This is a genomic window from Pseudomonas sp. HP_01 (genome assembly GCF_055284355.1).
This window is the reverse complement of the sequence record NZ_JBTOPV010000012.1, coordinates 285,911-299,752: the sequence shown is the minus strand read 5'-3', so window position 1 is coordinate 299,752 and position 13,842 is coordinate 285,911. Positions and strand designations below refer to the sequence as shown.

General features: G+C 60.4%; 12 protein-coding genes. 5 read left to right on the top strand and 7 right to left on the bottom strand.

Features of this window, described 5'->3' with window-relative positions; genetic code table 11:
* Positions 1–299: 299 nt before the first annotated feature.
* From ACYAR8_RS10030 to ACYAR8_RS10015, 4 genes are all read right to left on the bottom strand, one after another.
* The gene (locus ACYAR8_RS10030) at positions 300–704 is read right to left on the bottom strand and encodes a SufE family protein (RefSeq protein ID WP_463579764.1); all 405 of its coding nucleotides are present in this window, start codon (positions 702–704) and stop codon (positions 300–302) included.
* Positions 701–1,906, bottom strand: coding sequence for an aminotransferase class V-fold PLP-dependent enzyme (locus ACYAR8_RS10025; RefSeq protein ID WP_463579763.1), 1,206 nt, complete (start codon positions 1,904–1,906; stop codon positions 701–703). Before ACYAR8_RS10025 ends, ACYAR8_RS10030 begins: the two co-directional genes overlap by 4 nt.
* A 65-nt stretch (positions 1,907–1,971) precedes the next feature.
* Positions 1,972–3,006 carry a 2,3,4,5-tetrahydropyridine-2,6-dicarboxylate N-succinyltransferase gene (dapD, locus tag ACYAR8_RS10020; RefSeq protein ID WP_074893429.1) on the bottom strand — a complete coding sequence of 345 codons (1,035 nt, stop codon included), beginning with the start codon at positions 3,004–3,006 and terminating at the stop codon, positions 1,972–1,974.
* 31 nt (positions 3,007–3,037) lie between these two features.
* Complete coding sequence (locus tag ACYAR8_RS10015; RefSeq protein WP_410934471.1) at positions 3,038–3,400, bottom strand: ArsC family reductase; 363 nt, start codon at positions 3,398–3,400, stop codon at positions 3,038–3,040.
* 254 nt (positions 3,401–3,654) lie between these two features.
* On the opposite strand from ACYAR8_RS10015, the gene ACYAR8_RS10010 reads away from it, so the two are divergent.
* Positions 3,655–5,301, top strand: coding sequence for a Na+/H+ antiporter (locus ACYAR8_RS10010; RefSeq protein WP_463579762.1), 1,647 nt, complete (start codon positions 3,655–3,657; stop codon positions 5,299–5,301).
* 30 nt (positions 5,302–5,331) lie between these two features.
* On the opposite strand, the gene dapC is transcribed toward ACYAR8_RS10010, so the two are convergent.
* From dapC to map, 3 genes are all read right to left on the bottom strand, one after another.
* Entirely contained in the window at positions 5,332–6,528 is a 1,197-nt protein-coding gene (dapC, locus tag ACYAR8_RS10005; protein WP_463579761.1) for a succinyldiaminopimelate transaminase, read from the bottom strand.
* A gap of 95 nt (positions 6,529–6,623) precedes the next feature.
* Positions 6,624–9,323 carry a [protein-PII] uridylyltransferase gene (locus ACYAR8_RS10000; protein WP_463579760.1) on the bottom strand — a complete coding sequence of 900 codons (2,700 nt, stop codon included), beginning with the start codon at positions 9,321–9,323 and terminating at the stop codon, positions 6,624–6,626.
* 84 nt (positions 9,324–9,407) lie between these two features.
* Positions 9,408–10,190 carry a type I methionyl aminopeptidase gene (gene map / locus ACYAR8_RS09995; protein ID WP_463579759.1) on the bottom strand — a complete coding sequence of 261 codons (783 nt, stop codon included), beginning with the start codon at positions 10,188–10,190 and terminating at the stop codon, positions 9,408–9,410.
* Between the two features lie 339 nt (positions 10,191–10,529).
* Between map and rpsB the strand changes: the two genes are divergently transcribed.
* From rpsB to frr, 4 genes are all read left to right on the top strand, one after another.
* Positions 10,530–11,270, top strand: a complete 741-nt coding sequence (gene rpsB / locus ACYAR8_RS09990) for a 30S ribosomal protein S2 (protein WP_065989848.1) — start codon at positions 10,530–10,532, stop codon at positions 11,268–11,270.
* A gap of 187 nt (positions 11,271–11,457) precedes the next feature.
* The gene (tsf, locus tag ACYAR8_RS09985) at positions 11,458–12,321 is read left to right on the top strand and encodes a translation elongation factor Ts (RefSeq protein ID WP_065989847.1); all 864 of its coding nucleotides are present in this window, start codon (positions 11,458–11,460) and stop codon (positions 12,319–12,321) included.
* A 220-nt stretch (positions 12,322–12,541) separates the two neighbouring features.
* Positions 12,542–13,285: a UMP kinase gene (pyrH, locus tag ACYAR8_RS09980; protein WP_037014256.1), complete on the top strand. Its 744-nt coding sequence runs from the start codon at positions 12,542–12,544 to the stop codon at positions 13,283–13,285.
* Entirely contained in the window at positions 13,282–13,839 is a 558-nt protein-coding gene (frr, locus tag ACYAR8_RS09975) for a ribosome recycling factor (RefSeq protein ID WP_065989845.1), read from the top strand. The genes pyrH and frr overlap by 4 nt, the downstream gene beginning before the upstream one ends.
* Positions 13,840–13,842: the final 3 nt, after the last annotated feature.

Below are 13,842 nucleotides of genomic sequence, written 5' to 3'. Positions count from 1 at the left end.
GGACCACGATCAACTGTAGGAGCGCGCTTGCCCGCGATTGCGGTGCGTCAGTCGCCATCGATGTTTCTGACTCGACGCCTTCGCGAGCAAGTCGCTCCTACACTGTCTCTCTGCAACGCACACAATCTTCGGGCTACACAGAATCCGTAGGAGCCGGCTTGCTGGCGAACGCGTTGGATCTGAAAAGAAGATGTCGACTGACACATCGCCTTCGCGAGCAAGGTAGAGCGCCACCCGGTCGCTCCCACTGGTCTCACATTAGCTGCGCGACAACGCGGCGTCTGGACGACGGACAACTCCTACGATGCGATCTGCCGCATCTTCTGCAACACCGCATTCAGCCCGTTGCTGCGGGATGCCGACAGCTGACGGCTCAATCCCAGCTGCGAGAACCACGCCACCAGATCCACGTCCTGCAGCGCTTGCGAAGACAGGCCATTGACCCGGGCCAGCAGCAACGCCACCAGACCCCGAATCAACCGCGCGTCACTGGCGGCGCGGAAATGCCAGTGCCCGTCGATCACATCGCCCAGCAGCCAGACCTTGCTCTCGCAGCCGTCTACCAAATGCTCGTCGGTCTTTTCGTCGTCTCTCATGGGTGGCAGCCTGTCGCCCCATTGCATCAGCAGTCGTGCGCGCTGCTCCCAGCTCAATGACCCGTTGAAGGTTTCCAGCGCCGTGTGCGCATCGGTCGGCAGGCTCATCGCAACAACTCCAGGGCCTGATCCAGTGCGATGAAAAACCGCTCCAGATCCTCGGAATCGTTGTACAGCCCCAGCGACACGCGAATCGCGCCGGAGAGGCCCAGCCCACTGATCAACGGGATGGCGCAGTGGTGACCGGCGCGCACCGCCACACCTTGCTCGGTCAGCAGGTGCGCGAGATCGGCGTTGTGCACGCCCTCGACAACGAAACTCACCAGCGCCACGTGGGGATCCCCCAACAGCTGCACACCGTCGCGCAGCATCAACCCGGCGCGAAGCCGCTCATGCAGACGCGCTTCGTATTCGGCGACGGCGGACTGGTTGAGGCCATTGAGGTAATCCAGGGTCGCGCCGAGACCGATCACCGCGCTGATGGGTGGCGTGCCCGCTTCGAAGCCTAGCGGTGCAGGACGAAATGTAGCCGTCTGGTAACCGGTCTGCAGGACCATTTCGCCGCCGAACTGCCAATGCTGCAGCTGTGCCAGCGCCTGATGTCGCCCGAACAGCACGCCCACGCCATCCGGGCCGTAGAGCTTGTGGCTGGAGAACACATAGAAGTCGCAGCCGATGTCCTGCACATCGTGTCGGCCATGGACGACACCCTGGGCCCCATCAATCACCGTCAGTGCGCCCTGCGCCTGGGCCAGCACGACGAGTTGCCGGACCGGCTGCCAGGTGCCGAGCACATTTGACAACTGACTGACCGCCAGCAAACGGGTGCGTGGCGTGATCAGTTCCGCGGCGGCCTCAACATCAATCACGCCGGCCTCGGTGACGGGCAGCACCACCAGTTTCAGGTCGCGACGAAGGGCCAGTTGCTGCCAGGGCAACAGATTGGCGTGATGCTCCAGCGCGCTAATGACAATCTCGTCGCCGGCTTGAAACACGTGCTCCAGGCCATAGGCGAGCAGGTTGAAGGCGGATGTGGCGCCGTGGGTGAAAATGATCTGCCCGGACGCTCCGGCATTCAGCCACTCGCCGGCCTTGCGCCGCGTGTCCTCGAAGGCCTGGGTCGCCATGGCGCCCGGTAGATGCTGAGCGCGATGCACGTTCGCCGCGCCATTGGCGTAGTAATGCACCGTGGCGTCGATCAGGGCTTGGGGTTTTTGTGCGGTGGCAGCGCTGTCCAGATAAGTCTGGCCTTGCCGTTGCAGGGCGTCGATGGCCGGAAAGTCAGCGCGCCAGGGAGAAATGAGGGGCATATCAGTCACGCTCGTTGAGGCGGGTTCGGTGCCCCGAGGGAACCCGAACCCGCACGCAGCATCGATCAGTTGTGAGCGTGCAGCGCTTCGTTCAGCTCGATGGCCGACTTGTGGGATTTGCATTCCACCGCGCCGGTCTGCGAGTTGCGACGGAACAGCAGGTCCGGTTGACCGGCCAGTTCACGGGCCTTGACGACCTTGACCAGCTCGTTCTTGTCATCCAGCAGCGCCACTTTAGTGCCAGCGGTGACATACAGACCGGCTTCAACGGTGTTGCGGTCGCCCAGCGGAATGCCGATGCCGGCGTTCGCGCCGATCAGGCAGCCTTCGCCGACCTTGATCACCATGTTGCCGCCGCCCGAGAGCGTGCCCATGGTCGAGCAGCCGCCGCCCAGGTCCGAACCCTTGCCGACGAACACGCCAGCCGACACGCGACCTTCGATCATGCCCGGGCCTTCGGTGCCGCCGTTGAAGTTGACGAAACCTTCGTGCATCACGGTGGTGCCTTCGCCGATGTAGGCGCCCAGACGCACGCGCGCGGTGTCAGCGATGCGCACACCGGCCGGCACGACGTAGTCGGTCATTTTCGGGAATTTGTCCACCGAGAAGACCTCCAGAAAGTGGCCTTTCAGGCGGGCTTCCAACTGACGCTCGGCCAGTTCACCCAGGTCGATGGCGCCCTGGCTGGTCCACGCGACGTTCGGCAGCAGGGGGAACACGCCGGCCAGGCTCAAACCATGGGGCTTGACCAGACGATGGGACAGCAGATGCAGCTTGAGGTAAGCCTCAGGGGTGGAGGTCAGCGCGGTGTCTTCAGCCAGCAGCGTGGCAACCAGCGGGTTGTGGCTTTCGGCGAGTCGGGTCAGCAGTGCGGCCTGGGTGTCGTCGATACCCTTGAGGGCATTGGCCAGACGCGAGGACAGATCGGTGTTGAATGCGATGGCCTGATTGCCACCGGTGTAGCCCAGGATCGGTGCGACGGCGGCGACGATTTCAGCCGACGGGTTGAGCAGTGGCAGGGCGTAGAAAACTTCCAGCCAGGTGCCTTTACGGTTTTGTGTGCCAACGCCAAAGGCCAGGCTGAACAGAGAAGTGGACATGCAGATACCTCGTTATTTAGGGCTATCTCAATCAGGCGATAGCCGCAGCGTACAGTTCGGGTTTGAAGCCAATCAGGGTTTTTTCGCCAAGATCCAGCACCGGGCGTTTGATCATCGAGGGCTGGGCGAGCATCAGCTCAATGGCCTTTTCCTGGTCGAGGTCGGCTTTCTGCGCCTCGTCCAGTTTGCGAAAGGTCGTGCCGGCGCGGTTGAGGACCGTCTGCCAGCCGTGCTCGTTGCACCAACGGGTCAGGTGGTCGCGATCAATGCCCTGGGTCTTGTAGTCGTGGAAATCGTAATTCACCGATTTTTCGTCGAGCCAGGTGCGCGCCTTCTTCATCGTGTCGCACGCCTTGATCCCAAACAGGTGCAACGTGTGGGTTTCCTTGGCCATAGGCCTGCTCCTTTCGGGACGGTTGAAAAAAACGGTGGAGGATTATGCCACGTACACGCCGGGTAAGCGCGGCGGGCCGACGCTTTGTCTATTGGACCAGGGATTGTGGCCCGTGACCTGTGCCGAAAATGGCTGACCACGACTCATGGATCAGAATCCCATGATCCTGGCTGGCGCTAAGAGGGGCACTTTGCCGGACGCATCGTGTCTGTTGCCGATGTCAGTCATGTGTCACACGCTTGGGGAAACACGCAATGCAAACAGCCTATACCGTCCTTATCTTGTTGACGCTGGTAGGTGTCTCGCGATTGCTGGCCCGGGTGATTCCGCTGCCGTTGCCGCTGGTGCAGATCGCCGCGGGCGCCTTGCTGGCCTGGCCGACGTTGGGTCTGCACGTGGCGCTCGACCCTGAGCTGTTTCTGTTCTTGTTCCTGCCGCCGCTGTTGTTTTCCGATGGCTGGCGGATGCCCAAGCGTGATCTTTGGCGCTATCGCGGGGCGATTCTCACCCTCGCGATAGGCTTGGTGATTTTCACCGTGATAGGCGCCGGTTACTTCATCCACTGGCTGCTGCCCTCCATTCCCTTGCCGGTCGCCTTTGCCTTGGCGGCGGTGCTGTCGCCGACCGACGCCGTGGCGGTCTCGGCCATCGCCCAGGACCGGCTGCCCGCGCCGATCATGCGCATGCTCCAGGGCGAGGCGTTGATGAACGATGCGACCGGCCTGGTGACTTTCAAGTTTGCGCTGGCAGCTGCCACCACAGGCGTGTTCTCCCTGACCGATGCCAGCCTGAATTTTGTGCTGGTCGCCTGTGGCGGTCTGGCCGTGGGCGTTGCGCTCAGCTGGGTGGTGGGGCGACTGCGCAGCCGGATGATTACCCGGGGCTGGGATGATCCGGCGACTCACGTGGTGTTCATGTTGCTGCTGCCGTTCGCCGCTTACGTCCTGGCCGAGCGGCTTGAACTCTCCGGAATCCTCTCGGCAGTGGCCGCGGGGATGATGCAAAGCTGGGTCGATCTGCTGCCCCGCCAGACCAGCACACGACTGCTCAACCGCAGCGTGTGGACCCTGTTGGAGTTTGCCTTCAACGGCCTGATCTTCCTGCTGCTGGGGTTGCAACTGCCGGACATCATCACCGCCGTTACCCACCACGAAGCGACACTGTGGCCGACCCTGTTGTGGCGTTGCCTGGAGGTGCTGGCGATCTTCGTGGTGCTCGCGGTGTTGCGTTACATCTGGGTGCAAAGCGTCTGGCGGCTGATGATCCAGATTCGGCGCTGGCGCGGCAGGGGCGACGGCACCCTGGATCTGTCGACTCGCTCGTCATTGCTGCTGACCGTAGGCGGGGTGCGCGGTGCCGTCACGCTGGCAGGCACATTGTCGGTGCCGCTGCTGATCAGCGCAGGCGTCGACTTTCCCGAGCGTGACTTGCTGATTTTCATTGCTGCCGGGGTGATCTTGCTGTCGCTGGTGTCGGCGAGCATTGGCTTGCCGCTGCTCTTGCGTGGGCAGGTCAGTGAGCCTGATATGCGCATGAAGCGCGAAGTGCGGGATGCCTGGAAACGCACGGCTCAAGCGGCGATTCAGACACTGGAGAACGAAGCGATCCCGGCGGCGACGGATTCACCCGACGCAGCGCAGGCAGTGCTCGCCATTGAAGTGAAAGCGCGGATCATGTCCGAATACCGACAGCGTCTGGAGATCTTCAACGACACCGCCGAGGCACAGGCCCTGGCGTTCCAGATGGATCAACTGGAGAAACGCATGCGCCTCAACGCCCTGCGTGCCCAGCGCCTGGAACTGTACAACCTGCACCGTCATCGCCAGATCGGCGATGACGTGCTGCGCATGGTGCTGGCGGAGCTGGACCTCAATGAAGCCAATCTGGGTCTGGCGCACTGAGGCTCGAGTAACGCCTCAGCCAGACAGATATCAGCGGCTTGTGACGAAATCCCGAATGCGCTGCGCGGCTTCGATGCACTCGGCCAGCGGTGCAACCAGTGCCATGCGTACTCGGCCTGCGCCCGGGTTGAAGCCGTCGACATCCCGGGACAGGTACGAGCCGGGTACCACGGTCACGTGTTCGGTGACGAACAGATCCCGGCAGAACTTCGCGTCATCAGTCCCGACGCTGGGCCATAGATAGAAGCCGCCGTCCGGGTGTCGCACGTCCATGACCGGGCTGAGGATTTCCAGCACGGCGTCAAACTTTTCCCGGTACAGCGTACGGTTGGCACGCACGTGTTCTTCGTCGCTCCAGGCCGCGATGCTCGCCAGTTGCGTTTGCACCGGCATCGCGCAGCCGTGGTAGGTGCGATAGAGCAGGAACGCTTTGAGAATCTCGGCATCGCCGGCGACGAAACCCGAGCGCAGGCCCGGCAGGTTCGAACGCTTGGACAGGCTGTGGAACACCACGCAGCGCTTGAAATCCTGGCGGCCCAGTTCGGCGCAGGCGCTGAGCAGGCCGGCCGGTGGGGTGGCTTCGTCGAAATACAGCTCGCTGTAGCACTCGTCGGCGGCAATCACGAAATCGTGTTTGTCGGCCAGAGCGATGAGCTTCTTCAGGGTTTCCAACGGGATCAGCGCACCGGTCGGGTTGCCGGGCGAGCACAGAAACAGAATCTGGCAGCGGTCCCAGACGTCAGCGCTGACCGCGTCAAAATCCGGGTTGAAACCGTGTTCGGCCAGGCACGGCAGATAGTGCGGGGTGGCGCCGGCCAGAAACGCCGCGCCCTCATAGATTTGGTAGAACGGGTTGGGGCTGACCACCAGACCGTTGTCGTTGCGATTGACGACCGTCTGGGTAAACGCGAACAACGCTTCACGGGTGCCGTTGACCGGCAGCACGTGTTTGGTGGCATCCAGCCAGCCGGCAGGCACGCTGAAACGGCGCTCGCACCATTTGGCGATGGCCTCACGCAACGCGGGAATCCCGGCGGTGGTCGGGTAGACCGCCATCTGATCGAGGTTGTCGGCCAGCGCCTTGGCGACGAACGCCGGCGATTTGTGCTTGGGTTCGCCGATCGACAAGGCGATCGGACGCTTGTCCGGATTCGGCGTGACGGCACCGAGCAACGCGCGAAGTTTCTCGAATGGGTAGGGCTGAAGCTGCTGCAGGGCGTTATTCATGTCGATCGTTCTCAAGGCTGGGCGCCCGCACTCGTGTTCACGATGTGGCTGGGCGCCGTTGAATCAAGTCTTTAAGTCATGCCGTCCTGGCGGGTTCAAATGCTGATGCGCAACTCGCTGCCGGGCTCGGGATTGACACTGAGTTGCTCGACGATTTCATCCTGCAGGCGTCGGCACAGTTGCGGATCGGACAGCGGCTGGTGGTTTTCATCGGTCAGGAAGAACACGTCTTCCACGCGCTCGCCCAACGTGGCGATCTTGGCGTTCTGCAGTGACAGATCGAACTCCAGGAAGATCTTGCCCAGTCGCGCCAGCAGCCCGGGGCGATCCGGCGCGCTGAGCTCCAGCACTGTGACCGGCCTTTGCGCGTCGTTGGAAATCGTCACCACGGGGGCAAATGCAAAGTGCTTGAGCTGGCGCGGCACCCGGCGCTTGATGATGGTCGGGTAATCGTCGGGGTTGCGCAGCGCCTCGGTCAGGCCTTCGCGAATGGCCTTGATGCGCTCCGGGTTTTCACCGATCGAACCGCCCTCACTGTCGAGCACGATGTAGGTGTCGAGGGTGAACTGGCTGGTTGAGGTGATGACCCGGGCGTCGTGGATGTTCAGGTTCAGCTGGTCCATCGCCGCCACGGTTACGGCGAAGAAGTCATGCTGGTCGGGCGCATAAATGAAGATCTGTGTGCCGCCTTCGAACTCGCGCTGGGTGGTTTCCTTGATCAGCACCAACGGGCCGCCGTCAGCTGGCTGCTGCAATATCGCGTCGCTGTGCCAGGCCACGTCGCCTGCGGTGTGACGCAAAAAGTAGTCATCGCCCAACTGCGACCATAATTGCTCGACGTCATCGGGATCGGTGCCGCTGCGCACCAGAATATCCAGGGCGGCGGTTTGCGTGCGACGGATCTGCTCCTCGCGGTCGACCGGGTTCTCCAGCCCACGCTTGAGCGCGCGTTTGGTCTCGGTGTACAGCTGGCGCAACAGGCTGGCACGCCACGAGTTCCATAGTGTCGGATTGGTCGCGTTGATGTCGGCGATGGTCAGCACGTACAGGTAGTCCAGATGCACTTCATCGCCGACGAACTGAGCGAAGTCGTGAATCACCTGCGGGTCGGACAAGTCCTTGCGCTGGGCGGTGGTCGACATCACCAGGTGGTTCTGCACCAGCCAGACAATCAGTTGGGTGTCCCAGTGGGGTAGGTGATGCCGAATGCCGAAGGCTTCTGCATCGACCGCGCCCAGTTCCGAGTGATCGCCGCCGCGGCCCTTGCCGATGTCATGGTAAAGCCCGGCCAGATAAATGAGCTCGGGCTTGGGCAGTCTGGCCATGAGCTTGCTGGCCAGCGGGAATTTCTCTGACACCTGCGTGTACTGCAGCTTACGCAGGTGCTTGATCAGGTTCAGGGTGTGGGCATCGACCGTATAGATGTGGTACAGGTCGTGCTGCATCTGCCCGACGATGTGGCCGAACTCCGGCAGGTACAGGCCCAGAATGCCGTAACGGTTCATCCGCCGCAGGTTGCGGTGGATACCGATCTCGCATTTGAACAGCTCGATGAACAGGCTGGTGTTGCGGATATCGTTGCGGAAATCGTCGTTGATCAGGTAGCGGTGTTCCCGCAGCAGCCGGATGGTGTCGGCGCGCACGCCCTTTATTTCCGGGCGCTGCGCCATCAGCACGAAGATCTCGAGCATCGCGAACGGCGTGCGCTTGAAGACGTTCGGATGGGTCGCCTCGATGTAACCATCATGCAGCTGGAAGCGCGAGTTGATCGTCTCTGTGACCGTGCCGTCGTCGTCCGCGAGAATCACTTCTTCGAAGTGCTGGATGATCAGGTCGCTGAGCTGCGCAATGCTCATGACCTCGCGATAGTACTTCTGCATGAAGCGCTCGATGGCCAGCTTGGCGTCGCTGTCTTCGTAACCCAGCAGGCGCGCGATGCTGGTCTGGTAGTCGAACAGCAGACGGTCTTCGGAACGACCGGCCAGCATGTGCAGTGCATAACGGACCTTCCAGAGAAATTCCTGGGAGGACGCCAGCAGCGCGTTTTCGCTTTCCAGCAGAAAGCCCTCGTCGGCCAGTGCGTGCAGATTCAGCGTGCCGTACTGGCGACGTGCGACCCAGAGGATGGTCTGAATATCGCGCAGCCCGCCGGGCGAACCTTTGACGTTGGGCTCAAGGTTGTACTCGGTGTCGAAATATTTGTGATGGCGGTTCTTCTGCTCGGCGCGCTTGGCCAGGAAGAACTCCTTGCTCGGCCACATTTCGCGGGTGCTGGTCACGGCGAGCATGCGTTGACGCAGTCGCTCGGGACCCGCAATCGTGCGGCTCTCCATTAAATTCGTGATGACGGTCAGATCCGCGCGAGCCTCGGTGACACATTCGTCCACCGAGCGCACGCTCTGACCGACTTCCAGACCGATGTCCCACAGCAGCGTCAGAAAACGCTCGATGGAATCGCGGAAAACCTCATGGTCGGCGCTGTCCAGCAGGATCAGCAGATCGATATCGGAAAAGGGATGCAGTTCGCCACGACCGTAGCCGCCGACTGCCAGCAAGGCGATGTCGGCGTCTTCGCTCCAGTCGAACTGATCCCAGGCCTGTTGCAGGATGTTATCGACGAACCAGGCACGGTCCTCGATCAGTCGGCGTATTTCCCGGCCCGACTTGAAGCGCCCGTCCAGGACTTCGCGCGCCTGACGAATGGCTTTTTTGAAGGCGGGTATGGGGCTGGCCTTCAGTGCCAGCTCGGCCTGAAACTGGCCGCGATCGAACAAATCTGGGTCCACCTGCGGCATCGAACTGCTTTCCTTCTATCTATACCGACCGTGCTAAACCGACCGTGCTGGCTGTACCGACCACAATGGCGAGCGACTTCGCGATCAGGCCGAGGTGCGGGCGATGGTGTCATCGCTGCGCAGGGTGAAGATTTCGTAGCCGGTCGCGGTCACCAGGATGGTGTGCTCCCACTGCGCGGAAAGCTTGCGGTCCTTGGTGATGGCTGTCCAGCCGTCGCCCAGCAGACGCGTGTCGGCCTTGCCCTGGTTGATCATCGGTTCGATGGTGAAGGTCATGCCTTCCTTCAGCTCAATGCCGTCGCCGGCCTCGCCGTAGTGCAGCACTTGCGGCTCTTCGTGGAACACCCTGCCGATGCCGTGGCCGCAGTATTCGCGGACGACCGAGAAGCCGTTCTTTTCGGCATGCTTCTGGATCACTTCGCCGATATCGCCCAGGTGCGCGCCCGGCTTGACCACTTCGATGCCTTTATAGAGGCACTCTTGGGTGACGCGGGAGAGACGCTCGGCCCACTCAGGCACTTTGCCCACATGGAACATCTTGCTGGTGTCGCCGTGGTAGCCGTCCTTGATGACGGTGACGTCGATGTTCAGCACGTCGCCATTCTTGAGCGGCTTCTCGTTCGGGATGCCGTGGCAAACCACGTGGTTGATCGAGGTGCAGATGGATTTCGGGAAACCCTTGTAATTCAACGGCGCCGGAATGGCCTTCTGCTCGTTGACGATGTAGTCGTGGCAGATGCGGTCCAGCTCTTCGGTGGTCACGCCAGGCTTTACATAGTCACCGATCATTTCCAGCACGTCCGCGGCCAGGCGGCCGGCAACGCGCATCTTTTCGATGTCTTCGGGGGTCTTCAGTGTCACGGTCATTAAACAGGCTCTCTCGGCGCGGCACAGCCACGGCTTGATACGGAAAAAACGCGATTCTACCAGACCGCCGTCAGGCGGGTTATCATCCCGTCCTCCATTGGTGCGGGCAGGGTCTCCCGTCGCTCGCACAAGGGGGACAAAAGCGTTGGAAAAACAGCCTCTTATTTCGAGTTCCGTTATCCAGTCTTTTGTGATATAAAATGCGCCGCTTTACGGGGTCTGCCCCGAAAGCTCTAACCCACACACGTGTCGACACGATGACCTGGGTGCCTTCGGCTCAAGCCGCTGGTTGGTCATTGGGATACGTGGAGGCCTAACCCGACTTATCAAGGAACTATCATGTCCCAAGTCAATATGCGCGATATGCTGAAGGCCGGTGTGCACTTCGGTCACCAGACCCGTTACTGGAACCCGAAAATGGGTAAATACATTTTCGGCGCGCGCAACAAGATTCACATCATCAACCTTGAAAAAACCCTGCCTATGTTCAACGAAGCGCTGACTTTCGTTGAGCGCCTGGCTCAGGGCAAAAACAAGATTCTGTTCGTCGGCACCAAGCGTTCCGCTGGCAAGATCGTTGCTGAAGAAGCAGCACGTTGCGGTTCGCCGTACGTCGATCACCGCTGGTTGGGCGGCATGCTGACCAACTTCAAGACCATCCGCGCTTCCATCAAGCGTCTGCGTGATCTCGAAGTCCAGGCAGAAGACGGCACGTTCACCAAGCTGACCAAGAAAGAGGCGCTGATGCGCACTCGCGATCTGGAAAAACTGGATCGTAGCCTGGGCGGTATCAAGGACATGGGCGGTCTGCCAGACGCTCTGTTCGTTATCGACGTTGATCACGAGCGCATCGCGATCACCGAAGCCAACAAGCTGGGTATCCCGGTCATCGGCGTTGTCGACACCAACAGCAGCCCTGAAGGCGTTGACTACATCATCCCGGGCAACGATGACGCAATCCGCGCCATCCAGTTGTACATGGGTTCGATGGCTGACGCTGTGATCCGTGGTCGCAACAACAATGCTGGCGGCACCGACGTTTACGCTGAAGAAGCTCCAGCGGCAACTGTTGAAGGCTGAGTAACAAACGCCTGGCGTTGACTCAGTACGCAAAAAGGGGGCTTGGCCCCCTTTTTGCCACCTCGAAAACCATCTGACGTTGCCATCGATCTTATTGTCATGTGCAGCAGTCACCATGGATTTTCAAGAATTTGAACGCCCGTCTTGCGGGTGGAATGGTTGAAGACCTATCCAAGAGGATTTTGAAATGGCAGAGATTACTGCAGCGTTGGTCAAAGAACTGCGCGAGCGTACCGGCGAAGGCATGATGGATTGCAAAAAGGCCTTGACCAAGGCTGGCGGCGACATCGAAAAAGCCATCGACGATATGCGTGCTTCGGGCGCAATCAAGGCAGCCAAAAAAGCAGGCAACGTTGCTGCTGAAGGCGCCATCGCCATCAAGGACGACGGCAAAGCCGCAGTCCTGATCGAAGTCAACTCCCAGACCGACTTCCTGGCTCTGCAGGACGACTTCAAGGCATTCGTCGCCAAGAGCGTCGAGAAAGCATTTGCTGACAAGCTGACCACCGTTGAGCCTCTGGTTGAAGCGATGGAAGCTGATCGTCTGGTTCTGGTCGGCAAGGTTGGCGAGAACGTCAATATTCGTCGTCTGGCCCGCATCGAAGGCGACGTGCTGGGTTCGTACCTGCACGGCAACAAGATCGGCGTGGTTGTCGTCCTCAAGGGCGGCGATGCAGAGCTGGCGAAAGACATCGCCATGCACGTAGCAGCGACCAACCCTGAGTTTCTGCTGCCTTCGGACGTTTCGCCAGAAGCGATCGAGCGCGAGAAGAATGTCTTCATGCAGTTGAACGAAGACAAGCTGAAAGGCAAGCCTGCTGAAATCGCCGAGAAAATGGTTGGCGGCCGTATCAGCAAGTTCCTGGCTGAAGCAAGCCTGGTTGAGCAGGCGTTCGTCAAGAACCCTGAAATCAAGGTCGGTGAACTGGCCAAGAAAGCCGGCGCTGAAATCGTTTCCTTCACCTACTTCAAGGTAGGCGAAGGCATCGAGAAGCCAGTCGACAACTTCGCTGAAGAAGTCGCTGCTCAAGTAGCTGCAAGCAAGCAATAAGACGGTTTCCCAACTGTCGCCCCGAAGAGGCTGCCCGCTAACGCGCGCAGCCTCTTTGTCAAAGCGCTACGCGGAATTGCTATTGCTGCACGGAATTTGTTTTTTCGGGGTTTGGGCCCAAGAGGCTGCACTTCCCTGAAGCAGTGACCTAGAGTGAGCGCAGGCCGAAAACGGCCCGCTACTCGAACGATTTTTTCAAACGCCGCAGGAGAGATTCGCAATGGCTCAGCAGGGCAGTGGCTATCAAGCTCGCTATAAACGCATTCTACTCAAGCTCAGCGGCGAGGCCCTGATGGGGTCGGAAGAGTTCGGCATCGATCCCAAGGTGCTGGATCGCATGGCACTGGAGGTCGGTCAACTGGTGGGCATCGGCGTTCAGGTCGGTCTGGTCATCGGTGGCGGTAACCTGTTCCGCGGCGCAGCTCTGAGCGCGGCCGGCATGGATCGGGTCACAGGCGACCACATGGGCATGCTGGCCACCGTGATGAACGCCTTGGCCATGCGTGATGCGCTGGAACGGGCCAATATCTCGGCCATCGTGATGTCCGCCATTTCCATGGTGGGCGTAACCGATCACTACGATCGTCGCAAAGCCATGCGTCACCTGAACGCCAAGGAAGTCGTGATTTTCGCGGCCGGTACCGGCAATCCGTTCTTCACCACGGATTCCGCAGCGTGCCTGCGTGCGATCGAGATCGACGCTGATGTCGTGCTGAAAGCAACCAAGGTCGATGGTGTGTACACTGCCGATCCATTCAAGGACCCGCATGCCGAGAAGTTCGATCGTCTGACCTATGACGAAGTGCTGGATCGCAAGCTGGGTGTAATGGATCTGACAGCCATCTGTCTGTGTCGTGACCACAAGATGCCACTGCGTGTCTTCAATATGAACAAGCCCGGCGCCTTGCTGAACATTGTGCATGGCGGCGCGGAAGGTACTTTGATCGAGGAAGGCGAACAATGATCAACGAAATCAAGAAAGACGCTCAAGAGCGGATGAAGAAATCCCTTGAGTCCCTGGCCCATGCATTCGGCCAGATCCGTACCGGCAAGGCGCACCCGAGTATTCTCGGCAGCGTGATGGTGCCGTACTACGGTTCCGACACCCCGTTGAGCGGCGTCGCCAACGTCACCGTGAAGGACTCCCGCACGCTGCAGGTGGTGGCATTCGAGCGCAACATGCTCTCCGCGGTCGACAAGGCCATTCAGAGCGCCGGTCTGAACCTCAACCCGACGAACCTGGGCGAGATGCTGTTGATCTCCATGCCTGCCCTGACGGAAGAGACCCGCAAGGGTTTCACCAAGCAGGCACGCAGCGCCGCAGAAGACGCCCGCGTTGCCGTGCGTAATATCCGCCGTGACGCTTTGGGTGAGCTGAAGAAGCTGGTCAAGGACAAGGAAATCAGCGAAGACGAAGAGCGCCGCGCTGCTGCCGACATCCAGAAGCTGACGGACAAGGCTGAGGCTGACATCGACGCCGCGACCAAGTCCAAAGAAGCGGACCTGATGGCCGTATAAGGG

Excerpts from the sequence above, each read along its gene's own strand:
- tsf (WP_065989847.1), top strand. The coding sequence starts at position 11,458 with ATGGCAGAGATTACTGCAGCGTTGGTCAAAGAACTGCGCGAGCGTACC.
- ACYAR8_RS10010 (WP_463579762.1), top strand. The coding sequence starts at position 3,655 with ATGCAAACAGCCTATACCGTCCTTATCTTGTTGACGCTGGTAGGTGTC.
- dapC (WP_463579761.1), bottom strand. The coding sequence starts at position 6,528 with ATGAATAACGCCCTGCAGCAGCTTCAGCCCTACCCATTCGAGAAACTT.
- dapD (WP_074893429.1), bottom strand. The coding sequence starts at position 3,006 with ATGTCCACTTCTCTGTTCAGCCTGGCCTTTGGCGTTGGCACACAAAAC.
- rpsB (WP_065989848.1), top strand. The coding sequence starts at position 10,530 with ATGTCCCAAGTCAATATGCGCGATATGCTGAAGGCCGGTGTGCACTTC.
- ACYAR8_RS10000 (WP_463579760.1), bottom strand. The coding sequence starts at position 9,323 with ATGCCGCAGGTGGACCCAGATTTGTTCGATCGCGGCCAGTTTCAGGCC.
- ACYAR8_RS10030 (WP_463579764.1), bottom strand. The coding sequence starts at position 704 with ATGAGCCTGCCGACCGATGCGCACACGGCGCTGGAAACCTTCAACGGG.
- map (WP_463579759.1), bottom strand. The coding sequence starts at position 10,190 with ATGACCGTGACACTGAAGACCCCCGAAGACATCGAAAAGATGCGCGTT.
- frr (WP_065989845.1), top strand. The coding sequence starts at position 13,282 with ATGATCAACGAAATCAAGAAAGACGCTCAAGAGCGGATGAAGAAATCC.
- ACYAR8_RS10015 (WP_410934471.1), bottom strand. The coding sequence starts at position 3,400 with ATGGCCAAGGAAACCCACACGTTGCACCTGTTTGGGATCAAGGCGTGC.
- pyrH (WP_037014256.1), top strand. The coding sequence starts at position 12,542 with ATGGCTCAGCAGGGCAGTGGCTATCAAGCTCGCTATAAACGCATTCTA.
- ACYAR8_RS10025 (WP_463579763.1), bottom strand. The coding sequence starts at position 1,906 with ATGCCCCTCATTTCTCCCTGGCGCGCTGACTTTCCGGCCATCGACGCC.